This window comes from Saccharibacillus alkalitolerans (assembly GCF_011090185.1).
GTDB lineage: Bacteria > Bacillota > Bacilli > Paenibacillales > Paenibacillaceae > Saccharibacillus > Saccharibacillus alkalitolerans.
This window is the reverse complement of record NZ_JAAFGS010000003.1, coordinates 447,712-472,352: the sequence shown is the minus strand read 5'-3', so window position 1 is coordinate 472,352 and position 24,641 is coordinate 447,712. Positions and strand designations below refer to the sequence as shown.

Below are 24,641 nucleotides of genomic sequence, written 5' to 3'. Positions count from 1 at the left end.
GCGTCGATCAGAAAAGAATCGCCGCCGCACAGGATGCATGGTCCGAAGGAGGACGGCCTCTATGAGCCCGACGACAGAAGAAAGAGATACGCTGACGATTCTGCATACTAACGATCTTCACAGCCATTTTGAGCAGATGGGCCGGATCGCCGCCTGGATCGCCGAGGAAAAGGCTCAGGGAAAACCGGTATGTACGCTCGACGTAGGGGACCATATGGATCGGATGGCGATCGAGACCGAAGGCAGTCTCGGTGCGGCCAACGTTGATATTTTGAACCTTTCCGGCTATGACGCCGTGACGATCGGCAATAACGAAGGGTTGACGTTCACGCCGGAGCGGCTCGGAGAGATTTACGCTTCATTGGAATGTCCGGTCGTATGCGGCAACGTGCGGATGGCGGACGGAAGCCTGCCGCACTGGCTGGATGAATCGGCAGTCATCGAAAAAGGAGGCTTCAGGATCGGAGTGCTCGGTCTGACCGCGCCGTTTTCGGACTTTTACCGGCTGCTCGGCGTCGAAGTGTCCGATCCGTTTGCCGGCTTGCAGCAGTCGGTAAACAGGCTTCGAGAGCGTGCCGATATCGTCGTGCTGCTGTCGCATCTGGGGCTTGCCTCGGACGAGCGGATCGCCGGAATGATCGAGGGAATCGATCTGATCTTGGGCGGACATACGCATCATCTGCTGACGGAGCCTATTGTGGTGGACGGCACCGTCGTCTGCGCCGCGGGCAAGTTCGGCCGCCACATCGGCCGAATCGTCATCGAACGGGGTAAGGATTCCGCTTTCTGCGAAGTGACAGAAGCAGGGGTGATCGAAATGGGGGACGAAGCCGTATCGGATGCCCGGATCGACCGGGCGATTGCCCGGCACCATGAAGAGGCGGCGGAGCGGATGCGGAGAGTGGCTGCCGTATCCGAGCGCGAGATGCCTGTCGATTACGAAAAGGAATCCGATCTCGGCAATTTGCTTGCCCAGTCGGTTCGCCGCTTTGCGGGAGGCGAATTCTCGCTCGTCAATTCCGGTCAGGTGCTCGGCCCGCTTCCGGCGGGAGAAATTACCGAAGGCATGCTGCATGCGCTGTGTCCGTCGCCGATCAATCCCTGCGTCGTGACGCTGCGCGGCAGCGACATTTTACGGAGCCTCGAGCAGTCGCTGCTGCCGGAGTACACGGGCAAAAAGCTGACGGGTTTCGGATTTCGCGGCGAACGGCTGGGAGGGCTGTGCGCCGACGGGCTGACCGTTTTTTACGATCCGGAAGCGCCGCCTTACTCGAGGATTCTGGAAGCCCGCACGGAAAGCCGTCCGATCGAGCCCGACGAAGAATACCGGGTAAGCACGCTGGATATGTTCACGTTCGGAGCCGGTTATGAATCGCTGAGCCGGGGAACGGACAAAACGTTCATGCTGCCCGAGTTTCTGCGCGACCTGCTGCGAATGGAGCTCGGACGACCGGGAGCCGTGCGGGAGGCTTCATGTTCCCGATGGATTCGGGTTTGAAGAACCGGATCGCGCGTTTGAAAAGTCAAAATATCAACGGCCCTCGCCACCGGGAGCGTCAGTCGCAGGATCCGGATTACGAGACGGCTTAAATGGAGTGGAAGTTTGTGCGCCTGCTGTCGATCGGACAAGTACAACCCGGCATGAAGCTGGGCAAACGTATCTATAATGAAGAGGGCTTGACGCTGCTCGCCGAAGGAGCCGAACTGACGGTTTCGATTCTTCGCAGATTGGGGAATCTCGGGATCGATATGCTGTATGTCCGGGACGAGATCACCGACGATATCGTTCTGCCCGAAATGGTGACCGACGAGACGAGGCGCCAGGCGATCAAGCAGATTCGGACGGTCTACCGCAGCATGATGAACGATACGATGGGACGCATTTCTTATCCGCATCTGGGCTACAGTTTTCGCAAAATGACCGAAGAAATCCTGAACGATCTGGGTTCCCGGGAAGACGTCCTGATCATGCTCGGCGATATTCATACGACGGATCATTATCTGTATACGCACTCGTTCAACGTATGTCTGTACACGCTGACGCTGGGCATGGCGGCCGGCTATTCGAAAGACGATCTGTTCACGCTGGGCATGGGCTCCATGCTGCACGATATCGGCAAAACGCGGATCCCCCCGGAAGTGCTGCTGAAGCCGGGCAGGCTGAGCGACGAGGAATTCGAGGAAATGAAGCGGCATACGGAACACGGCTTTGCCATCTTGAAAGACGAGCCGTTCGTGCCGCTGCTGGCCGCGCATTGCGCTTTTCAGCATCATGAGCGGCTCGACGGGAGCGGTTATCCGCGGGGAATCCAGGGCGGCGAAATTCACGATTTTGCCAAGTGGATCGCCATCACGGATTCCTATGACGCCATGACGACCAATCGGGTGTACCGACGGGGAATGCTGCCGCATGAAGCGGTGGACATTCTTTACGGCGGTTCCTGTATCCAGTACGATCAACGCAAGCTGGAAGTGTTCCGCGATAAAGTGGCTCTTTACCCGGTCGGCTTGACGGTCAAACTGAGCACCGGCGAGACCGGCGTCGTGACGAGCGTGCCGCCGAAGACGCCTAACCGGCCGATCGTAAGAGTGATCGAGGATGCGGAAGGCGCAAGGGTCCAGCCCTACGAAATCGATTTGTCCAGCAGGCTGTCGGTAATGGTCGAGCGGATCAAGGAAGCTTGATCCGCCGGATTGCCGAGAGCCGGGGCCGATCGCGAACCGGGCAGCGGATTTGCGTACAGGTTCGGGATAACGGGTTAATAAAAGAAAAGCGTGTCATCCCTTCGGGCCGCCGCGGCATACGCCGGCGGCCCGAGGGAGTTCTGAATAATAAAGGTGGTCAACATGACAGTAATCAACAACGGCGGTACCGGGCTTCGCGATCTATCACCGAGCTACGATCCTTGGGATCCGATTCGCTCGCTGCGCAAGCATGGACGGCATCGCCTGACCAGCGTGGAAATGACGGTCACGAATTTGTGCAACATGCGCTGCGAACACTGCGCGGTAGGCGATACGCTCGTCCTGAACGAGCCGGATATGATCCCGCTCGATCTCATGCTGCGCAGACTGGACGAAGTCGAGCATTTGGAGACGATCAGCATCACGGGAGGGGAACCTTCGTTTCGCCGTCAGACGGTCGACAACGTCATCGTGCCGCTGCTCCGCTATGCGCGGGAGCGCGGCGTGCGTTCGCAGATCAACTCGAACCTGACGCTGGATCTGGAACGCTACGAAAAACTGCTGCCTTATCTGGACGTTATGCATATTTCGTTCAATTACACGGGGCCGGAGCATTTTCATCAAACGGGCTTCGCCAACAGCGGACATCCCGTTCCGTTCGCCGCAGCCGAAAAAATGTACAACCGCATGATCGACAACGCCAAAAGCCTCAGCCGGTCGGGCATGCTGATTTCCGCGGAAACCATGATCAACTTCCGCACGCATAAGCACCTCCCGCAGATGCATGAGACCATTTTGGAAATGGGCTGCCGCCGCCACGAGGTGCACCCGATGTATCCGTCGGCTTTTGCGGCCAATCTGCCCGTGCTGTCGCTCGACGAGATGCGCTTGGCCATTCACGACCTGCTCGATCACAGGGACGAGAAGGTGTGGATGCTGTTCGGTACGCTGCCGTTTTTCGCCTGCGGAAGCTCCGACGAAGAGCGCGAGCTGCTGCGCAGACTCTACAGCGCAAAGAACGTTACCGTGCGCAACGATCCCGACGGACGCAACCGCGTCAACGTCAATATGTTTACCGGCGACGTATTCGTTACGGACTTTGCGGCGATTCCCGCATTCGGAAACGTGCATGAAAACAAGCTGGACGCGATTTTCGAAGAATGGACGACCAACCATCCGCTCAACCGGACCGTCAACTGCCATTGCGATGCGGCAGGCTGCTGCGGGCCGAACCTGCTGGTTGCCGACATGTATTACAAAGGCGTCGATTTTAAATCGCGCCGTGCGGTTTTGGACGAAGCTTCCGGCGGATTTTCGCATTCTAGCCAGTCCCGTTAAGCGGTACGCATTGAAGAAAAGAGGAGATTTCATTGGAGCACGAAATAGAGTTGGGAACATTGGCGATCAATCTGTTTTTGGTGCTGCTGCTCGTTTTCCTGAACGGCGTATTCGTCGCCGCGGAATTTGCGCTCGTTAAGGTTCGGCATACCCGGCTGCTTCAGTTGAACAGCGAAGGGAATCGCCTGGCACCTTACGCGCTCAAAGTCGCCAACCGGCTCGATGCTTATCTGTCCGCCACTCAGCTGGGCATTACGCTGACGTCGCTCGGACTGGGGTGGCTCGGCGAACCTGCCGTCTCGGAGCTGCTGGTGGAACCGCTGATGTATCAAATGGGCTTTACCGACCCGTCTTTGATCGGCGGAATATCGGTAGCGGTCGGATTTGCCATCATCACTTTCCTGCATATCGTACTCGGGGAGCTGGCGCCGAAATCGCTGGCGATCCAGAAATCGGAAGGCACGTCGCTTGTGTTGGCGGGGCCGCTGCTGGTATTCTACTATGTATTCCTGCCGGTGATCTGGCTGCTTAACCATGCGGCGAACGGTTTCCTGAGATTGTTCGGCCTGCAGCCGGCCAGCGAAGCCGAAGCGGCTCACTCGGAGGAAGAGATCCGCATCCTGATGAACCAGAGCGCCAAGAGCGGGGCCATCGATCTGGAAGAAGTCAAACTGATGGACAACATCTTCGACTTTTCCGATATGCTTGCCCGCGAAGTCATGCTGCCGCGAACCGACATGGACTGCCTGTACGTCAATCTTCCGCTGAAAGAGAATCTGAAGATCATTACCGAGACGCGGCATTCCCGTTATCCGGTCGCGATCGAGGACAAAGACCAGATCATCGGTTTCGTACATATTACCGACATCCTGCTATGGCCTCAGGGAACGGAACCGAATCTGCGCAAACTGGTTCGCCCGATCCTCAACGTGCCGGAATCGATGGAAATCAGCCATGTCCTGCGTCTGATGCAGCAAAAACGCGCGCAGCTGACGCTGGTCGTCGACGAGTACGGCGGAACCGCCGGCCTGCTGACCGCCGAGGAGATTCTGGAGGAGATTGTCGGCGATCTGTACGACGAGTTCGAGAGCGAGCGCGCGGAAATCGAAATGGTCGGAGACCTGATTTCCGTTGACGGCCGTTTGCTGATCGAGGAGGTTAACGATTTGACCGGCGCGAACATCGACGACGAGGAAGTCGATTCGATCGGCGGTTGGATGTTTAAGGAGCTTGAAGGCAACCCGCAGCCGGGCCAGAAAGTGGAATGGGGCGGCATTACGTTCGAAGTCGCCGAAGCCGAACGTCTGCGCATTACCCGCGTCAATATCCACAAGCCTCACGAAGAGGCGGATGAACAAGCGGAAAACGGGGAGGAGAACGGACAAGGCGAAAAGTAATGGCCGCCCGGCCCGTTTTTCCGGAGAGGATGAATTGGAACATGCAAAGCGCAAGCAAGCTGTACAAGCCCGAAGCGATGATTTTCGATATGGACGGCACGCTGTTTCAGACGGAAACGGCGCTGCTGCCGGCTTACCGCAAAATGTTCGATATTTTGCGGGCGGAAGGCTTGTATGCGGGGGAGACTCCGCCGGAACGGCTGATCCTGGGGAGCCTCGGCATGCTGCTCGAAGAGATCTGGAAGATCGTCATGCCCGATGCCGATGAAAAAGTGCGCAGCCGGGCGAACGAACTGCTGCTCGAGCTGCAGTTGGAAGTGCTGAAGCAGGGCGAGGCGCTGCTGTATCCGGACGTCAAGGAGACGCTGGAGGAACTGCAGGACCGCGGCGTGCGCCTGTTCGTCGCCAGCAACGGCCTGGAAGGCTACGTCAAAGGCGTATCCGCCGCACTGGGCCTGGAATCCTTGTTCGAGGCCCAGTACAGCGCGGGCGAATATCGGACCGCGACCAAGGTGCTGCTGGTGGAAATGCTGCTTAAAAATCACGGCGTCAAAAGCGCCTGGATGGTCGGCGACCGTTCGTCCGACGTACAAGCGGGCCGCGGCAACGGACTCGGCGTCATCGGCTGCGCCTATGCCGACTTCGGAGCCAACCACGAATTGGAAGATGCGGACGTGCTGATCACGAAGTTCGGACAGCTGATCGAACTGTACGACAATGCGCCGTCCGCCTGACGGAACGGCCATATAAGCCCGGGAGACCGGAAGAGAAGGGAAACCCACAACCATGACCAACATTTACGACAAAGCCAACGAACTTGCGAGCTCGCTCCAGAACAGCCAGGAGGTGCAGGATATCACCGCCGCCTTGAAGCTGATCGAAGCCGATGCCGAAAGCAAGCGGATGCTGGACGATTTCCGTACCCGGCAGATGAACATCCAACAGCGCATCATGAGCGGAGACGTGCCGCCTCAAGAAGAGATGGAACAGATGGAAAAATTGTTCGAGGTGCTCAGCTTGAACCTGAATATCCGTCGTCTGTTCGAGGCTGAACAGCGTCTTAGCGTCATCATTCAGGACGTGAACAAGATTATCTCCGACAGCCTGGCCAACATGTACGACCCTCGCTAAGCTGGGGGAAGGCATCTCTTGGGATGCCTCTGCCGCCCGGCAGACGCCGCTCCGGTTTCCCAATGGGAAATCGGGGCTTTTTGGCTTTTTTCAAAACGGGAACTTGGATTTTCAATGCCGATATTTATGTTATAATAGATACAGCATAATACAGATTTCTGGAGAGGAGTACAACAGTTGGAAGGGCATGAACAGACCGTGACGAAGCACGAACAACTGCTGCAGCATATCGAACAGCTCAAAGTCGGCACGAAGATCTCCGTCCGTAAGCTGGCCAAAGAAATGAACGTCAGCGAAGGCACCGCGTACCGGGCCGTCAAAGAAGCCGAGACGCTGGGCATCGTGATTACCAAGGAACGGATCGGCACCGTCCGGGTAGAGAAGAAGCCTCGAAATATCACGGACCAGCTGACCTTCGCGGATGTCGTCGACATCGTCGAAGGCCATGTACTCGGCGGCAACGAAGGCTTGTCCATTACGCTGAACAAGTATGTCATCGGCGCGATGAAAGTGGACGCGATGGCACGCTACATCGATACGGGCAGCCTGTTGATCGTCGGCAACCGCGAAAACGCGCACTCTCTGGCGATCGAACACGGAGCGGGCGTTCTGATTACCGGCGGCTTCGGTACGAGCCGCGAAGTCAAAAGTCTCGCCGATCGCCTCGGCCTGCCGATCATCTCCTCGCGGCACGATACGTTTACGGTCGCCTCGATGATCAACCGGGCCATCTTCGATCGTCTGATCAAGAAGAAAATCATGCTGGTCGAAGACTTGATCGGCCTCAAACCGAAACCCTATTCGCTCAAAGCGACCAGCACGGCGGAAGATTTTTGGCGGATTTCGGAACGTACCGGAGCTACGAGTTTTCCCGTGACCGACGAATGGAACCGGGTGCTCGGCATCGTCAGCCGCAGGGATATCGAGAGCGTCGAACCGGGCCAGACGATCGAGCGCGCGATGGTACGCAGCCCCGTTACCGCGGGCATGCTGACATCGCTGGCCTCGGCCGCGCAGATCATGACGTGGGAGGGCATCGATTTTCTTCCGGTCGTCGACCGCAACCGCAAGCTGACCGGCGTGCTGACGCGAAGGGAAGTGCTGCAGGCGATGCGGGACGCGCGCGAGCACAGCAGCCTGGGCGAAACGTTCGATCATCTGATCTGGAACGGATTCGCGGAAGAGAGAGACGCCGAGGGGCGGCTGTTCTTTCACGGATTTATCACGCCGCAGATGGCGACCGACCTCGGCACCATTTCGGAAGGCGTCATCACTTCGGTGATGGTCCAAGCCGCGCTGCGCATGGCCAAAGATCACAGCGGCAACGATTATGTCGTCGACAATATGAGCACGTATTTTATCCGTCCCGTCCAGATCGAGGACGCGGTCACCGTCATGCCTCTGGTACTGGAAGTCGGCCGCCGGATCTGCCGGCTGGAGATCGGCATTTCGCATGAGGAACAGACCGTGGCCAAAGCGATCATGACGCTGCATTCGATCGAAAACGGCTGATAACGAACGGAAAAGGGGGAACGTCCGCATGAACGATTTTGTCCATCTGCATGTGCACAGCGAATACAGCCTGCTCGACGGAGCGGCGAGGATCAAGGAACTGGTGGGCCGCGCGGCCGAGCTCGGCATGAAGTCGCTCGCGCTGACCGACCACGGCGTCATGTACGGCGCCATTCCGTTTTACAAAGCGTGCCGGGCCGCCGGCATTAAGCCGATTCTCGGCTTCGAAGCCTATTACACTTCGGGCTCCCGACTGGAGAGAGCGAGCCGCAAAGAACAGCCGATTTACCATCTGCTGCTGCTGGCCAAGAACGAGACCGGCTACCGCAACCTGATGAAGATCTGCTCCGCCGGCCATCTCGAAGGCTTCCATTACAAGCCGAGAATCGATCGGGAGGTGCTGAAGAAGCACAGCGAGGGCATCGTGTGCACCAGCGCCTGCATCGGCGGCGAAATCCCGCAGCATTTTCTGAACGGACGTCCCGAGGAAGCGAAAGCCGCGGCGCTGCGCTACCAAGAGATTTTCGGGGATGATTTTTATATCGAACTGCAGGATCACGGACTTCCGGAGCAAAAAAAGGTAAACCCGATGCTGATCGCACTGGCGGAGGAAATCGGCGCGGAGCTGATCGTTACCAACGATTCGCACTATCTGGCCGAACCGGACGCCGAAATCCAGGACGTGCTGATCTGCATCGGCACGGGCAAAACGATGGAGGACGAGGAGCGTCTGCGCATCCCGACCCGCCAGTTGTATTTGAAAAGCGGGGAAGAGATGGCCAAGCTGTTCCCGCATCTTCCCCGGGCGCTCGCCAATACGGCGAAGATTGCGGAAGAGTGCGAGCTGGAAATCGAGCTCGGCCGTTCGATTCTGCCGGAATACCAGCCGCTGCCGGAGGGCAGATCGCCGCAGGAATACTTGATCGACCTGTGCCGCGGCGGCTTGGAAAGACGCTATGGCAGCCTGCCGGAGTGGAACGACCCGGAATACCGGAGCAAGCTGGATCAGCGGCTCGAGTACGAACTGGGCGTCATCGGCACGATGGGCTTCTCCGATTATTTCTTGATCGTATGGGACTTTATCCGCTATGCCCACGAACAGGGGATCGTCACGGGACCGGGACGGGGTTCTTCGGCGGGCAGCCTGGTCGCGTATACGCTGAACATCACGGATGTCGATCCGATCAAGTACAATCTGCTCTTCGAACGCTTTCTCAATCCGGCGCGGATCACGATGCCCGATATCGATATCGACTTCAGCGACGAACGCCGCGACGAGGTCATCGCCTACGTTACCGACAAATACGGCTCGGACCGCGTGGCGCAGATCATCACGTTCGGAACGCTCGCCGCACGGGCCGCCGTGCGCGACGTCGGCCGCGTGCTGGCGCTGCCGTACGGGGACGTCGACAAAACGGCCAAACTGATTCCGGTGCAGGTCGGCATGACGATCGACCGGGCGCTCGCGCAGAACGCCGCTCTGCGCGAACGCGCGGACGCTTCGCCCGACGCGAAGCGGCTGATCGACACGGCCCGGCGCGTCGAAGGCATGCCGCGGCACGCCTCGACCCACGCCGCCGGCGTCGTCATCGCCCGAGGCCCGCTGACGGATTACGTTCCGCTGCAGGAAGGCGGGGAGAAAACGGCGCTGACCCAGTATCCGATGGAAAGCCTGGAATCGGTCGGGCTGCTCAAGATGGACTTCCTGGGACTGCGCACGCTGTCGATCATCGAGCGCTGCCAGAACTGGATCGCGGAGCGTTCCGGAGCGCCGGTCGACTTCAAGAGCGTGTCCGACAGCGATCCCGGCACGTACGAGCTGCTCGGGCGCGGAGACACGACGGGAGTGTTCCAGTTGGAGTCGCCGGGGATCCGCCGGGTGATGAAGGAGATGAAGCCGTCGGTCATCGAAGACATTATCTCGGTCGTGGCCCTGTACCGCCCGGGTCCGATGGAATTCATCCCGAATTATATTCAGGTCAAGCACGGAGCCGTCGCCGCGCATTATCCGCACGAAGACCTGCGTCCGATTCTGGAAGACACGCACGGCATCATCGTTTATCAGGAGCAGATCATGCAGATCGCTTCGACGATGGCCGGATTCTCGCTCGGCGAAGCGGATCTGCTGCGCCGGGCCGTGTCGAAGAAAAAGCGCGAGACGCTGGACCAGGAGCGCGAACATTTCGTTCGCGGCAGTCTGGGGCAGCGGTACAGCGAAGAGGACGCCAATAAGGTCTACGACATGATCGTGCGCTTCGCCGACTACGGATTCCCGCGCGCGCACGCGGCGGCCTACGGCGTACTGGCGTTCCAAACCGCCTACCTGAAGGCTCATTATCCGGTCGAGTTCATGGCGTCGATGCTTGCGGCCGTTACCGGCAACCACCGCAAGGTGGCCGAGTACGTCGTCGAGGCCCGGCGGATGAATATTCCGGTGCTGCCTCCGGACGTGAACAAGAGCGGCATGCTGTTCACGCCTTCGGAAGAAAACGGCGTGCACAGTCTGCGTTTCGGTCTGGCGGCGATCAAAAACGTCGGCACGAACGCCATTCGCAATATTATGGAAGAACGGGCGGAGCGTCCGTTCGAAAGCCTGCTCGACTTCTGCCGCCGCGTCGATCCCAAGACGTGCAACCGGCGCGTCGTGGAAGCTTTGATCCAGGCGGGCGCGTTCGATACGCTGCCGGGACATCGGGCGCAGCTGCTGGCCATGCTGGACGAGGCGCTCGACGCCGCGGCCAAGTGGCGCAAAGAGCGCGAAGACTTTCAGATTCAGATGTTCGATTTCGTCGAGACGCCGAACTGGGAGATCGAATATCCCGACGTGCGCGAATATACCGCTTCGGAGCAGTTGGATCTGGAGCGCGAACTGCTCGGTCTGTACCTGTCCGGTCATCCGCTGGACGACTACGAGCGCCTGCTGGACGAGACCGGCGCGCAGAAGCTGATGGAGCTCGGCGAAGCGCCCGACGAAAGCCATGCCGTGACGGCCGGCATGGTCGTCGCTCTCAAGACGATCACGACCAAGCAGGGCAAGGCGATGGCTTTCGCCGAGATCGAGGACCAGATCGAGCGCTGCGAGCTCGTGCTGTTCCCCGAGGTGTGGAAGCGGAGCCAGGAGGCCGTGCAGCCGGGCGCGCTGGTTGCGCTGCGCGCCAAGGTCCAACAGCAGGACGAAGGCTTTAAGCTCCTCGCCGATACGGTTCTGCCTCTCGGCGAAGACGCCGTGCGCGGCCTCGTCGCCCGCGGCGAAGCGCGCGGAAGCGGCTCCGGCCAAGGCCGTCCGCCCCGCTCTGCCCGCGGCGGGGCGGAGGCCGCCGAAGGCGGCTCTCCGGGAGCGCGAAGCGCCGCTCCCGGAGGGACCGGCGGACGCCCGAGCGCGTCCGCTTCTGCGGCTCCGCCGCGCGTCCCGGACGGCGGAGCCGCAGAAGCCGGCCCGAGCCGGCCCGCGGCCGAATCCGCGGACCGCATGCCCGCCGCCGTGCGGAAGGACGCGCCGCAGCAGCGCGTATTCATCAAGATCGCGGAAGGCCGGCGCAGCCCGGAGCTGCTCGAGACGCTCAAGGGCATGCTGCAGAGCCATCCCGGCCCGATGCCGACGCTGCTCTTCTATGAAGATACGCAGAAGCTGATCGCCTTGAGCGACGCTTACCGGATTCAGCCTTCGCCGGAGCTGTTCGCCCGGATGGAAGGGCTGCTGGGCGCCGGAACGGTCCGCGTCAAATAAAAAGCATCGACGCGCGGCAGCTGCCGAAGCGGCAGATTTGCAGGCCCGGTCCCGCCTTCGCGGCGTGCCGGGCTTTGCGTCTTTTCCCGGGCGGGAACGAACGGGACGCTCGGCCGCATGCGGGCGTTCCGCCGCCGTTTTCGTTTCTTTCCCGATCGGCCTGCCCCTGTTAAAGGGCCGATTCTGTTGCTAAAAAAAACAGCCTTATGGTATCATTAAGCCATTATGCGGGGATACGGCTTCATACGGGCAGTCGACAAGGGGGACATATTCGTTCATGTGGACGGTGATTTATATCGCCTCTACCGCCAAAATGGCGGAGAAGCTTCAGAGCAGGCTGACCGAAGAAGGCTTTCTTGTCAAACTCCGTCCCGTCAACATGTCCAAACAGCAGTTCGAGATTTTGGTCCCTTCCGGCGAACTCGACGAGATTCAGGAGGTGCTGAATTCCATTTTGCATCCCTGAAAGGCAGCCGGGTCCGGCCGGGATCAAGCGCGAGAGCAAGTGCGGTTTTTTTTAAGATCGACCTTCAAGGCGAGGCCCGCCAAATAACGGCTGAAGAGGTGTAGTGGTGTTCAAGGATTTATTTCAGAAAAAAAGAAAGTACGCAACCCTTCCTCCCGACCGGAGCGCCGGAAACGGCGAAGCGGAGGCGCAGCAGCGCCCCAAGCGGGAGATCCCCGAAGGGCTCATGAATAAATGCAGCAAATGCGGCACGATCCAATACAGCAAGGAATTGGAGAAAAACCTGAAGGTCTGCCCGTCCTGCGGCCATCACATGCGGTTGAACGCCATGGAGCGCATCGCGATGACGCTCGACGAAGGCAGCTTCGTCGAGCATGATCGCGACGTCGTTTCGATCGATCCGCTCGAGTTTCCAGGTTACGCCGGCAAGCTCGAAGAGCAAAAACTGAAGTCGGGCTTGAACGAGGCGGTCGTGACGGGAGAAGGCGCCATCAACGGGCAGCCGGTCGCCGTCGCCGTCATGAGCTTCGACTTTTTCAGCGGCAGCATGGGTTCTGCGGTCGGCGAGAAAATCACGCGGATCATCGAGCATGCGGGCGAGTACGGCCTGCCGCTGATCATCTTTTCGACTTCGGGCGGAGCGCGCATGCAGGAGAGCATCCTCAGCCTTATGCAGATGGCGAAAACGAGCGCGGCACTGGGACAGTTTGCGGATAAGGGCGGACTCTACCTGTCGGTGATCACGGATCCGACCATGGGCGGGGTATCGGCCAGTTTCGCTATGCTCGGAGATCTCATTATCGCCGAGCCGGGCGCGGCGTTCGGCTTTGCCGGCCGGATCGTCATCGAGCAGACCATCAGGCAGAAGCTGCCGGACGACTTCCAGACGGCGGAATTCAACATGCAGCACGGCCAGCTCGACCTGGTCGTGCACCGCAAAGAAATGAAAACGATGCTGGGCAAACTGATCGGCATGCACAGTAAAAAGGAGGAGCTCTAGACGGATGGCGGGAGAATTGGCGTTTGAGCAGCCTCTCGTAGAGCTGCGCAAGAAGATCGACGAGCTTAAGCAGTTCGGTCAAGAAAAAGGAATCGACTTCAGCGACGAAATTTCCCGGCTGGAGGAGCGCTACGCGCAGCTTCAGCAGGAAATCTATACGAACGTCACGCCGGCGCAGAAAATGCATCTGGCGCGGCATCACCAGCGTCCGACGACGCTGGATCTGATCCCGTACGTCTTCACGGACTTCGTGGAGCTGCACGGCGACCGGATGTTCGGCGACGACCTGGCGGTCGTGGGCGGACTGGCGCGTTTTCGCGGAACGCCGGTCACGGTGATCGGCCACCAGCGGGGCAAAGATACAAAAGACAATATCGCGCGTTTTTTCGGCAGTCCCCATCCCGAGGGCTTCCGCAAGGCGCTTCGCTTGATGCAGCAGGCGGAGAAATTCGGCCGTCCCATCATTACGTTCATCGACACGAAGGGCGCGTATCCGGGCAACACGGCGGAAGAGCGCGGACAGTCGGAGGCCATTGCGCGCAATCTGCGGGATATGGCAATGCTGAAAGTTCCGGTTATCTGCGTGGTGATCGGCGAAGGCGGAAGCGGCGGGGCGCTGGCGCTCGGCGTCGGCAACCGCGTATTGATGCTGGAAAACGCAATCTATGCCGCCATTTCGCCGAACGGAGCGGCGTCCATCCTGTGGAAAGACGCTTCGAAAGCCGATCAAGCGGCGGAAGCGATGAAGATCACGGCGTCCGACCTGCTGGAGATGAAGGTGATCGAGGATATCGTGCCGGAACCGAAAGGCGGCGCGCACCGCGATTACGAAGCGACCGGGCTTGCGATTCGCGACTGCCTGGCGCGTCATCTTGACGAACTCTCTTCGCTGGACGCCCAGGGACTGATCGCGGACCGCTACGAGAAATTCCGCAGAATCGGAGAGTACGGCTCGGGGCGGACTTTACCGAATTCCTGAGCAGTTTTTACTTTAAAAACCTATACAAATTCGTGCTTTTAGTGTAGATTTAATTGTTGGTGAGGATTTGATGTCCATCCGAAAACCGACTTCCGAGCACGGATTACAGAGAGGTCGGAGCACCGGTAGCCGGCCTCTTTTTTTGTGTCCGGCCCGGCAGGACGGCAGCGAATTTTCGTTGGCAGGACAGGCAAGGAGACAGAGAGAGTCTCGTCAAGAGACCGAAGCAGAGATCGACAGAGATCAAAAAACGGAGGAACCCAAATGCGCAAAACGAAAATCGTATGTACGATCGGACCGGCGAGCGAATCGCTCGAAAACACGAAAAAACTGATTATGGCGGGCATGAACGTCGCTCGGATGAACTTCTCCCACGGTGATTTCGAAGAGCACGGCAACCGCATTAAAAATATCCGCCAGGCGTGCCAGGAGCTCGGCAAGAGCGTCGCGCTGCTGCTGGATACCAAAGGACCGGAAATCCGCACGGGCAAAATCGCGGTCGAGCCGCTGGATCTAGTAGAAGGCGAAAGCATCACGCTGACGACCGAAGAAATCGCCGGCGACAAAAATCGTCTGTCGGTGTCTTACAAAGACCTGCCGAAGGACGTTTCGGTCGGATCGACGATCCTCATCGACGACGGCCTGATCGGACTGACGGTTACGAAAGTCGAAGGAACCGAAATCGAATGCAGCATCGTCAACGGCGGACAGATCAAGAGCCGCAAGGGCGTAAACGTTCCGGGCGTCAGCATCTCGCTTCCGGGCATTACCGAAAAGGATACGAACGATATCGTTTTCGGCATCGAGCAGGGCGTAGACTTCATCGCCGCTTCGTTCGTCCGTAAAGCAAGCGACGTGCTGGAAATTCGCGAGCTGCTGAAAAAGCACAACGCCGAACATATCCAAATCATCTCCAAGATCGAAAACCAAGAAGGCGTCGACAACCTGGACGAAATCCTGGAAGTATCCGACGGCCTGATGGTTGCCCGCGGCGACCTCGGCGTGGAGATTCCGGCGGAAGAAGTGCCGCTGGTGCAAAAGCAAATGATCGAGAAGTGCAACCGTGCCGGCAAGCCGGTCATCACGGCTACGCAGATGCTCGATTCGATGCAGCGCAACCCGCGCCCTACGCGCGCCGAAGCGAGCGACGTGGCGAACGCCATCCTCGACGGCACGGACGCGATCATGCTGTCCGGCGAAACGGCTGCCGGCAAGTATCCGATGGAATCCGTCCAGACGATGGCCCGCATCGCCGAAAAAGCGGAATCCGCGATGGCCAATCGCGAAATCCTGAAAAAACAGAGCGAAGCGCAGCAAAAATCCGTAACGGAGTCGATCAGCCAATCGGTCGCTCACGCGGCTTGGAACCTGGACGTTAAAGCGATCGTGACTTCGACGCAGTCGGGCACGACGGCGCGCATGATCTCCAAGTACCGTCCGGTCGCTCCGATCATCGCGGTCACGACGCAGGAGCAGACGCTGCGCCGCCTGGCTCTGGCATGGGGCGTTATCCCGGTCAAAGGCGAAGTGGCGGAAACGACCGACGAGCTGTTCGAAAGCGCGCTGCGCGGAGCGAAAACGTCGGGCCTCGTGGAAGAAGGCGACCTCGTCGTCATCACGGCCGGCGTACCGCTGGGCCGTTCCGGCTCGACCAACCTGATCAAGGTCGATCACATTCACTAAGATTCGGATTCGCATTTCGGAAACTGCGCCGCGAAGCGGAAGTTTCGTTCCCCGGAACGAAACCGTCCGCTTCGCGAACCGTATAGTTTCTTATGCGGAAAGCCGCCGCTTGCGGAATTTGAGTCTTCGATTATCAGGACTCCTTAAGTCGCCGCCAACCGGCGGCTTTTTCTTTTCTCCGGAAGTCTGCCGGGCTTCGGGCAAAGTTGGAAATGCGGTGCCTTTTTCGTATACAATAGACAGACAGGCTTAAGGACGCAGGACCAGCGAATTAGGGGTCCGTCCGACAGGAATGAGGAGTGGAAGGCAATGGGCAATTCCGAAGCAAAACATTCCGTTGCACACGGAAGATGGTTTCGTACAGGTCTGAAAGTTCGCTATCAGGAGACCGATCAGATGTCGGTCGTTTATCATGCCAATTATTTGAACTGGTTCGAAATCGGACGAACGGAGATGATCCGGGCTGTCGGACTGACTTATCGGGCGATCGAGGAGCAGGGCGTTTATCTGCCGGTGCTCGAAGCACGCGCCCGTTTCGTAAGTCCGGCCCGTTACGACGACCGAATCTGGATTTATTCGCGGATCAGCGCATTTTCGCCGCTGCGTCTGGAGTATGAATACGAGATCCGCCGCTGCGAGGACGAATCGCAGTGGAGCGCCGACACCGCCGTTTTCGGCGGAGAGGCGGAGCGTCCGGGCACCCTGCTCAATATCGGGGGGACCGAACATATTTGGCTTAACGCCGCCTGGAAACCGATCCGCCTCAACAAAGCCGCACCCGACGTGTACAAGCGGCTCGGAAGCTGGCTTGCGGCGGAGTCTGCCGAACAAGGGGGGGACTCACATGAAGAACAGAAATAAAATGGCCATCCTGTTTATTTTGGCCGTAGTGCTCGAAGTCGTGGCCTTTACCTGGTTGATCGACCGCTTCGGCTTTTTCAAGACGCTTGTGCTGGCGCTCGCGACGACGGTAATCGGAATCGCGATGGTTCAATTCGAGGGACGCAAAGCGATGAACGATCTCAAACGGCTTGCCGAGAACGGTCAGCCGCCCGGCCGCAAACTGGTCGACGGCGTCTGCATCATGGCGGGAGGCGCCATTCTGATCGCGCCCGGCTTTATTACCGATTTGATCGGCATCTCGATGGTTTTCCCGCTCACGCGGCCTCTTTATCACCGCGCCGCCATGCGCTGGATCGAGAAGAGAATGAAGAACGGTAACATCACCTTTTACCGGCGTTAAGCCGCCGCCTCGTTCCACCGTCCGCCTTCGGCGGACGGTTTTTGACGTTTTCCAAAACTTGCAAACGCTTGCTCTCTCCTGTAACATATATCATTGTAAGGGGTTGCAAAGATGTCTTATCGCCTCGATAAAACAATTTGATTCCCGGTTAACACGCAGAAATGTTCAAAAAAATGACAAAATCCGGTATGATGACAAAGAAGGAATGTTACACGTCTTGTTGTTTTCGGCTTGGACCGAAACCGGAGACAAAACCGTTTTCCAAGTCTTAAAAACGGTTACAAATGCTAGGGGTGCATCTGCAAGCTTGCCGCAGGCCCTCTTAAAAGTTATGCCTGCATTTATCCGTTCCATTCACAAAGGAGAGATGTACGATGACAGCGACTAAAGGTCTGGAAGGCATTGTAGCCGCAACTTCCTCGATCAGTTCGATCGTGGACGGTGTGCTTACATACCGGGGGTACAACATCGACGATCTGGCCGAGAACGCCTCGTTCGACGAAGTGGCGTACCTGCTTTGGCACGGCGCGCTTCCGAACGAGGAGCAGTTGGAAAAACTGCGGAGCAACCTGCAGAGTTATGCCGCGGTTCCGCCTCAACTGCTGGAGCAGATGAAGCTGTATCCGAAGGACATGAACATGATGGCCGCGCTGCGGACGGCCGTATCGGCTCTCGCCCTGTACGATGCGGATGCCGACGATATGAGCCGCGAGTCGAACGTGACCAAGGCTGAACGTCTTCAAGCGCAGCTGCCGACGCTGGTCGCCGCGCTGGCGCGGATTGCGGAAGGCCAGGAGCCGATCGCGCCGAAAGAAGGACTCGGCCTGACCGAAAACTTCCTCTACATGATGAGCGGGAAGCAGCCGGAACAAACGGCGATCGAAGCGCTGGACAAGGCGCTGGTGCTGCATGCCGACCATGAATTGAACGCCTCCACATTCGCTTCGCGGGTTACGGTAGCGACGCTGTCGGATATTTATTCGGGCGTTACTTCGGCGATCGGCGCTCTGAAAGGTCCGCTCCACGGTGGCGCCAACGAAGCCGTTATGCGGATGCTCGAAGAAATCGGAACTCCCGACAAGGTCGAAGGTTATATTAACGACAAGCTCGCGAACAAAGTGAAAATCATGGGCTTCGGACACCGCGTTTACAAAAACGGCGATCCGCGCGCCAAGCACCTTATGGAAATGTCGCGCCGTCTCGGCGAAACGAACGGCGATTCGTCGCTCTACGAGATGTCCGTCAAGATCGAAGAACTCGTGACGTCGCAAAAAGGGTTGAAGCCGAACGTGGACTTCTATTCCGCTTCCGTCTATACGATGCTGGGAATTCCGCGCAAGCTGTTCACCCCGATCTTTGCGATCAGCCGGGTGTCGGGATGGACCGCGCACATTCTCGAGCAGTACGAAGACAACCGCCTGATCCGTCCTCGCGCCGAATACGTGGGCGAACTGGATCTGACTTACGTGCCGCTGGAGCAGCGCTGATCGTTCGGAAGTATCGGCCCGCCGAATTCACGTTTTATTCAAAAATTGCTTGTCATCGGCTACAATAGAAAAGACTGCGGGCTTCGAACCGCCAGGGCGGTTCGGTCCGCGCTTCACCCACACTTCGAAGGAGGAATTCCATTCATGTCCAAATTGGAAAAATTCGACGCACCGACCGAGGGAGAAAAAATTCAGATCGAAGAAGGCGGAGCGCTGGTCGTTCCGAACAACCCGGTGATTCCGTTTATCGAAGGCGACGGTACCGGCCGCGACATCTGGAAGGCTTCCAAGCGCGTGCTTGACGCGGCAGTGGAAAAAGCCTACGGCGGAGAGAAAAAAATCGCCTGGTACGAAGTGTTTGCGGGAGAGAAAGCGTTCAATACATACGGAGAATGGCTGCCGGCCGATACGCTGACCGCCATCCGTGAATACATCGTGGCGATCAAGGGGCCGCTGACGACGCCGATCGGCGGCGGCATCCGTTCCCTGAACGTGGCGCTGCGCCAGGAACTCGACCTGTACGTCTGCCTGCGTCCGGTCCGTTACTTCAACGGCGTACCTTCGCCGGTCAAGCGTCCGGAGCTCGTCGACATGGTCATTTTCCGGGAAAACACGGAAGATATCTATGCCGGCATCGAGTATCAGGAAGGCAGCGAAGAAGTCAAAAAAGTGCTGGAATTCCTGAAAAACGAAATGGGCGTCAACAAGATCCGCTTCCCGGAAACGTCGGGCATCGGCATCAAGCCGGTCTCGGAAGAAGGCTCCAAGCGTCTCGTTCGCGCGGCGGTTCAATACGCGATCGATCACGGCCGCAAGAGCGTCACGCTCGTGCACAAGGGCAACATCATGAAGTTCACCGAAGGCGCATTCAAAAACTGGGGCTACGAAGTGGCCGAAGCGGAATTCGGCGACAAAGTGTTCACATGGGCCCAGTACGACCTGATCAAAGAGAAAGACGGCACGGATGCGGCCAACGCGGCGCAAAAAGAAGCCGAAGAAGCAGGCAAAATCATCGTGAAAGACGCCATCGCGGACATCGCCCTGCAGCAGGTGCTGACGCGTCCGACGGACTTCGACGTCATCGCGACCTTGAACCTGAACGGCGATTACCTGTCCGACGCACTGGCGGCGCAGGTCGGCGGCATCGGTATCGCGCCGGGCGCCAACATCAACTACGTGACGGGACACGCGATCTTCGAAGCGACGCACGGCACGGCTCCGAAATACGCGGACAAAGACGTCGTGAACCCGGGTTCGGTTATCCTCTCGGGCGTCATGATGCTGGAACACCTGGGCTGGCAGGAAGCGGCTCAGCTGATCTACAACGGACTGGAAACGTCGATCAACAACAAGACGGTCACTTACGACTTTGCCCGCCTGATGGAAGGCGCCAAGGAAGTGAAGTGCTCGGAGTTCGCCGACGAAGTCATCCGCAACATGAAGTAAAAAAGTCCAGCGGACGGAAGCGGGCCGGGAACGGTTCGTCTTTCCGTCCGTTCTTTTTTTCGGCAAACGAGAAAATCATCCATTCCACGACGGGAGGCATCAAATCATGACGATCGCACGCAAAAAAATCACTATCGTCGGTGCGGGCTTTACCGGCGCGACCGCCGCGCTGATGATCGCGCAAAAAGAACTCGGGGACGTCGTGCTCCTCGACATTCCGCAGCTCGAGAACCCGACCAAAGGCAAGGCGCTCGACATGCTGGAAGCTTCGCCGGTGCAGGGATTCGACGCCCGCATCGTCGGAACGTCCGACTACGAGGATGCCAGGGACTCCGATCTGGTCATCATTACGGCGGGCGTCGCCCGCAAGCCGGGCATGAGCCGGGACGATCTGGTCAGCACGAACGCGGGCATCGTCCGCTCGGTGTGCGAACGGATCAAAGAGGTCGCGCCGGAGACGACGGTGCTCGTGCTGAGCAACCCGGTCGATGCCATGACGTACGCGGCGTACCGGACGCTCGGCTTTCCGAAACATCGGGTCATCGGGCAGTCCGGCGTTCTCGATACCGCCCGCTACTGTACCTTTATCGCGGAGGAACTGAACGTATCGGTCGAAGATGTGCGAGGCTTCGTGCTGGGCGGCCACGGCGACGATATGGTGCCGCTTGTCCGCTATTCCAGCGTCGGAGGCATTCCGATCGACACGCTGATTTCGCGGGAACGGATCGCGGAGATCGTCCAGCGTACCCGTGTAGGCGGCGGCGAGATCGTCAACCTGCTCGGCAGCGGCAGCGCCTATTACGCGCCGGCCGCTTCGCTCGCCCAGATGGCCGAAGCGATTCTCAAGGACAAAAAGCGGGTGCTGCCCGTTATCGCGCTGCTCGAAGGAGAATACGGATACGACGATCTGTTTCTGGGCGTTCCGGCGGTGCTCGGCGGCGGCGGAATCGAGAAGGTGTTCGAGCTCGAACTGACGCCCGAGGAAAAAACGGCGCTCGACAAGTCGGCGGACTCGGTGCGCGGCGTTATTGCCGTCGTGGCGTCGGGCCTGTCGTGAACGGATGCCCGCCCGCTGACAATCTCTCCTCGATAAGGTAAAATGACGCTGAGAGCCCGTGTACTATCGGTATGACGGGCCGATCGAACACCAAAATCGAGGAGGAATAAGAAGAGTATGGAGCGGTTTGTGTTGTTTTTGCATATTCTGGGCTCGGTCGCCATGGGCTTCTATCTGCTGGCCCCGTTCGTCGTCGCGCAGCTGAACCGGATCGAAGGGGACGCCAAAAACGGCGTTTTGTCGATGATGCGTTCGCTGAATACATACGCCCAGCTCGGGTTGGTGATTCAGCTGTTGACCGGCGTCTATCTGCTGCTGCAGGAAGACTATTCGATGCTGTGGATGCTGCTGTCGTTCGTGCTGTTCGTGCTGATCGGAGCGTTCGGCGGCATGATGGCCGGTCCTATGCGCCGCGCGCTTGACGGAATCCGGGAACGGCGGGAAGTCGGCAGCGAGCTCAAAAAGCTGCGGGTGTTCAGCGCCTTGGTCTGCGTTTCGTTCGTCGCCATTTTGTTCGTGATGACATTCGAGCGTTTGTTTGCCTGATTTGCGCCTTTTGGCGTTTGGCTCCTTTTGCGAAGTGGTAATGAGGGGCGTATCCGTTTTTCGGAAACGCGCGCGATTTACCGATCCTACTTTGCGAAAGGAGCTGTTTTCATGTCCGCCAACGAAAACGCAGGAAACCTGAAGACTCCGCCGGCCCAGCAGCAGAAGCAGGACTCGCACGGCCGCGAATCGGAAATGACGCCGGCGCCGGTTGTCATTCGAGAAACGTACAAGGGTGCCGGCAAGCTGCTCGGCAGGACGGCTATCGTTACGGGAGGCGACAGCGGCATCGGCCGTTCCGTCGCGGCCCATTATGCCAGGGAAGGCGCAGACGTGGCGATCGTCTACCTGAAAGGGCACGAAGACGCCGAGGAAACGAAAAAGATGGTGGAGGCGGAGGGACGCGCCTGCCTGCTGCTGTCCGGCGACATCGGGGACGAGGCGTTCGCGCGGGAATCGGTCCGCCGCACGCTGGAAAAGTTCGGCAAGATCGATATTGTCGTGAATAACGCCGCAGAGCAGCATCCGCAGCAGTCGATCGAAGACATCACGGCGGAGCAGCTGGAGCGAACGTTCAGGACAAACATTTTTTCTATGTTTTATCTGACCAAAGCGGCGCTCCCGCATCTTGCGGAAGGAGCATCGGTCATCAATACGACTTCCGTAAACGCTTATCGAGGGAACAAGGAACTGCTCGATTATTCCTCGACCAAAGGCGCGATCGTCAGCTTCACGCGTTCGCTCTCGATGAGCCTGGCAGAGAAAAAAATTCGGGTCAACGGAGTGGCGCCGGGCCCGATCTGGACGCCGCTCATTCCGTCGACCTATCCGGCGGAAGACGTAAAGTCGTTCGGAGGCAGCCAGCCGCTCGGCCGCGTCGGCCAGCCGGCCGATCTGGGCCCGGCTTACGTCTATCTGGCTTCGGCAGATTCGTCGTACGTCAGCGGGCAGATCATTCACGTCAACGGAGGCGAAGTGATCGGCGGCTGAAGATAGAGAGAAGCCGGAAAGAAGCTGGCGAATGATGACTCTTTTGGGATTTCATGTTTGGCGCTCCGCCGGCGGTGGTAAGTAAGGAGCGGAAGCTTCAAGACAACCGCAGACCACCACGAAGGGAGTTTTCAAAGATGCCAACCAACGAGCAGCAAGCCAACGAAATGAAACCGAAAAGCCCGCCTGTCCAGCAGCTCGAGGGTCACGGTTCGGAATCGGACATGACGCCAAAGCCGGAATACATTTCTCCGACTTATAAAGCCGCGGGTAAGCTCGAAGGCATGACCGCCGTTATTACGGGAGGCGACAGCGGTATCGGCCGCGCCGTTGCTGTGCATTATGCGAGAGAAGGCGCCGACGTGGCGATCATCTACTTCAGCGAACATGGTGACGCGGAGGAGACAAAGCGTCTCGTGGAAGCCGAAGGCAAGCAGTGCCTGCTGCTGGTCGGAGACGTCGGAGACGAAGCGTTCGCACAGGAATCGGTCAAGCGAATCATCGATAAATTCGGCAAACTCGACATCGTCGTCAACAATGCCGGCGAACAGCATCCGAAGGAATCCCTCACCGATATCACGGCAGAGCAGCTGGAGCGCACGTTCCGCACGAACATTTTCGGAATGTTCTTCCTCACCAAAGCAGCGCTGCCGCATCTGAAAGAAGGGGCCTCGATCATCAATACGACGTCGATCACGGCATACCGGGGAAGCCCGCAGCTGCTCGACTATTCGTCGACCAAAGGCGCGATCGTCAGCTTCACGCGCTCGCTGTCGATGAGCTTGGCCGAGAAAAAGATTCGGGTCAACGGAGTGGCTCCGGGCCCGATCTGGACACCGCTCATTCCGTCGACGTTCCCGGAAGACAAAGTCGAGTCGTTCGGCGAAAGCCAACCGCTCGGCCGTATGGGACAGCCTTCCGAGCTGGGACCTGCGTATGTCTATCTGGCTTCGCCTGATGCCTCTTACGTTAGCGGGCAAGTTCTTCACGTGAACGGCGGGGAAGTCGTCAACGGATAAACGGCGGTAAGCCGGAATCGGCATCGTTCAACAGATTCTTACGCCCGCATTCCACGAAAAAAACCGTTCCGAAATCGCGCGAGACGCGGCAGCGGAACGGTTTTTCGTTATGCGCTTCCCGAGAAACGGCGGCGGTTTCGCTCATGCTCGCGCTTTCCGTCCGGGGCGGCGGCTCAGCGGACTTCCGGACGCGTCGTTTCCTCGCCGACCTGCGCGGACAGTTCGTCGAGCGTCATTTCGAAAGCGGGGGCGAGGTGCTTCAGGAAATATTCCACTTCCGGCATGGCGGACTCGGCAAGCTTCTCTTCGGTCTGCTGTTTGGCGACGGCGAATTCCCGGTTGCCCGCGGCCACTTCCCAGGCGCATTTCAGATAGGCGTCGATTCGGTCGGCCGCTTTGACGTAGGCGTGCAGCTGACGGTCTTCTTCGCTAGGCTCGGTCGTGCCGATCAGGGGAGCGTATACCGGCTGCAGCGGCTCGGGCGCCATGGCGGTCAGACGCTGCGCGCCCATCTGCTCGATCAGGCGGAAGTTGGAGAGCAGCGATTCGTTATGGTGCTTGACCGGGGTCGGGATGTCGCCCGTGAACACCTCCGGCGCATCGTGGAACAGCGCCAGCGTGGCGGCACGGTCGGCGTTCAGCGATTTGCCGTGCAGCTCGTTGCCGATCGTGCAGAGCAGATGGGAGAGCAGGGCCACGTGATACGAATGCTCGGCGACGTTTTCGGTCATCGTGCTGCGCATCAGGCTCCAGCGCTTGATATGTTTAAGACGGTATAAATAGGCGGAAAACGGATAAGTGGTCAATGAAGGCACCCTTTCTTTTGAGGCTGGCGCGACTTTCGGCCGCCGGACTTTGTGGTAAGATAAGAAGACACGCTACCCATTATAGCAGGATTGAAAGGAAGGGACGCAAGTGAAAAATGCAGGAGGAAA

Annotated in this window: 21 protein-coding genes; 20 read left to right on the top strand and 1 reads right to left on the bottom strand. The window is 58.6% G+C overall.

The genetic code is table 11. The features are described from left to right. Positions 1-61 precede the first annotated feature (61 nt). The 20 genes from GYN08_RS10920 to GYN08_RS10825 all read left to right on the top strand — a co-directional run bounded on the left by GYN08_RS10920 (position 62) and on the right by GYN08_RS10825 (position 23,706). Positions 62-1,498 carry a bifunctional metallophosphatase/5'-nucleotidase gene (locus GYN08_RS10920; protein ID WP_166274233.1) on the top strand — a complete coding sequence of 479 codons (1,437 nt, stop codon included), beginning with the start codon at positions 62-64 and terminating at the stop codon, positions 1,496-1,498. Positions 1,499-1,590: 92 nt separating this feature from the next. Beyond that, a complete protein-coding gene (locus GYN08_RS10915; protein ID WP_206023690.1) occupies positions 1,591-2,685 on the top strand; it encodes an HD-GYP domain-containing protein in 1,095 nt (364 codons plus the stop codon). 162 nt (positions 2,686-2,847) lie between these two features. Further along, positions 2,848-4,023, top strand: coding sequence for a radical SAM/CxCxxxxC motif protein YfkAB (gene yfkAB, locus GYN08_RS10910; protein ID WP_166274232.1), 1,176 nt, complete (start codon positions 2,848-2,850; stop codon positions 4,021-4,023). Between the two features lie 32 nt (positions 4,024-4,055). Next, the gene (locus GYN08_RS10905) at positions 4,056-5,420 is read left to right on the top strand and encodes a hemolysin family protein (RefSeq protein ID WP_166274231.1); all 1,365 of its coding nucleotides are present in this window, start codon (positions 4,056-4,058) and stop codon (positions 5,418-5,420) included. Between the two features lie 41 nt (positions 5,421-5,461). Next, positions 5,462-6,154 (top strand): HAD family hydrolase, encoded by a 693-nt coding sequence (locus GYN08_RS10900; protein ID WP_166274230.1) that lies wholly within the window; start codon positions 5,462-5,464, stop codon positions 6,152-6,154. A 52-nt stretch (positions 6,155-6,206) separates the two neighbouring features. Continuing rightward, positions 6,207-6,551 carry a YlbF family regulator gene (locus GYN08_RS10895; protein WP_166274229.1) on the top strand — a complete coding sequence of 115 codons (345 nt, stop codon included), beginning with the start codon at positions 6,207-6,209 and terminating at the stop codon, positions 6,549-6,551. A gap of 177 nt (positions 6,552-6,728) precedes the next feature. Beyond that, positions 6,729-8,063 (top strand): DRTGG domain-containing protein, encoded by a 1,335-nt coding sequence (locus GYN08_RS10890; protein ID WP_166274228.1) that lies wholly within the window; start codon positions 6,729-6,731, stop codon positions 8,061-8,063. Positions 8,064-8,091: 28 nt separating this feature from the next. Continuing rightward, complete coding sequence (locus GYN08_RS10885) at positions 8,092-11,790, top strand: DNA polymerase III subunit alpha (RefSeq protein WP_166274227.1); 3,699 nt, start codon at positions 8,092-8,094, stop codon at positions 11,788-11,790. A 277-nt stretch (positions 11,791-12,067) separates the two neighbouring features. Further along, positions 12,068-12,256: a glutamate decarboxylase gene (locus tag GYN08_RS10880; RefSeq protein ID WP_166274226.1), complete on the top strand. Its 189-nt coding sequence runs from the start codon at positions 12,068-12,070 to the stop codon at positions 12,254-12,256. A gap of 106 nt (positions 12,257-12,362) precedes the next feature. Further along, entirely contained in the window at positions 12,363-13,256 is an 894-nt protein-coding gene (accD, locus tag GYN08_RS10875) for an acetyl-CoA carboxylase, carboxyltransferase subunit beta (protein WP_166274225.1), read from the top strand. Positions 13,257-13,260: 4 nt separating this feature from the next. Next, a complete protein-coding gene (locus tag GYN08_RS10870) occupies positions 13,261-14,235 on the top strand; it encodes an acetyl-CoA carboxylase carboxyltransferase subunit alpha (protein WP_166274224.1) in 975 nt (324 codons plus the stop codon). Between the two features lie 264 nt (positions 14,236-14,499). Then, positions 14,500-15,918, top strand: a complete 1,419-nt coding sequence (pyk, locus tag GYN08_RS10865) for a pyruvate kinase (protein WP_166274223.1) — start codon at positions 14,500-14,502, stop codon at positions 15,916-15,918. Positions 15,919-16,227: 309 nt separating this feature from the next. Further along, positions 16,228-16,779 (top strand): acyl-CoA thioesterase, encoded by a 552-nt coding sequence (locus GYN08_RS10860; RefSeq protein ID WP_166274222.1) that lies wholly within the window; start codon positions 16,228-16,230, stop codon positions 16,777-16,779. Next, positions 16,763-17,161, top strand: a complete 399-nt coding sequence (locus GYN08_RS10855; RefSeq protein ID WP_206023689.1) for an FxsA family protein — start codon at positions 16,763-16,765, stop codon at positions 17,159-17,161. The genes GYN08_RS10860 and GYN08_RS10855 overlap by 17 nt, the downstream gene beginning before the upstream one ends. A gap of 374 nt (positions 17,162-17,535) precedes the next feature. Beyond that, positions 17,536-18,648 (top strand): citrate synthase, encoded by a 1,113-nt coding sequence (gene citZ, locus GYN08_RS10850; RefSeq protein ID WP_166274221.1) that lies wholly within the window; start codon positions 17,536-17,538, stop codon positions 18,646-18,648. A gap of 144 nt (positions 18,649-18,792) precedes the next feature. Next, positions 18,793-20,094 carry an NADP-dependent isocitrate dehydrogenase gene (gene icd / locus GYN08_RS10845; protein WP_166274220.1) on the top strand — a complete coding sequence of 434 codons (1,302 nt, stop codon included), beginning with the start codon at positions 18,793-18,795 and terminating at the stop codon, positions 20,092-20,094. Positions 20,095-20,200: 106 nt separating this feature from the next. Next, positions 20,201-21,151, top strand: coding sequence for a malate dehydrogenase (gene mdh, locus GYN08_RS10840; protein ID WP_166274219.1), 951 nt, complete (start codon positions 20,201-20,203; stop codon positions 21,149-21,151). Between the two features lie 117 nt (positions 21,152-21,268). Continuing rightward, the gene (locus GYN08_RS10835) at positions 21,269-21,697 is read left to right on the top strand and encodes a DUF2269 family protein (protein WP_166274218.1); all 429 of its coding nucleotides are present in this window, start codon (positions 21,269-21,271) and stop codon (positions 21,695-21,697) included. A gap of 111 nt (positions 21,698-21,808) precedes the next feature. Next, positions 21,809-22,687 carry an SDR family oxidoreductase gene (locus GYN08_RS10830; RefSeq protein ID WP_166274217.1) on the top strand — a complete coding sequence of 293 codons (879 nt, stop codon included), beginning with the start codon at positions 21,809-21,811 and terminating at the stop codon, positions 22,685-22,687. A gap of 137 nt (positions 22,688-22,824) precedes the next feature. After that, positions 22,825-23,706 carry an SDR family oxidoreductase gene (locus tag GYN08_RS10825; protein ID WP_268952868.1) on the top strand — a complete coding sequence of 294 codons (882 nt, stop codon included), beginning with the start codon at positions 22,825-22,827 and terminating at the stop codon, positions 23,704-23,706. A gap of 173 nt (positions 23,707-23,879) precedes the next feature. On the opposite strand, the gene yfbR is transcribed toward GYN08_RS10825, so the two are convergent. Continuing rightward, positions 23,880-24,512 carry a 5'-deoxynucleotidase gene (yfbR, locus tag GYN08_RS10820; RefSeq protein ID WP_166274216.1) on the bottom strand — a complete coding sequence of 211 codons (633 nt, stop codon included), beginning with the start codon at positions 24,510-24,512 and terminating at the stop codon, positions 23,880-23,882. Positions 24,513-24,641 lie beyond the last annotated feature (129 nt).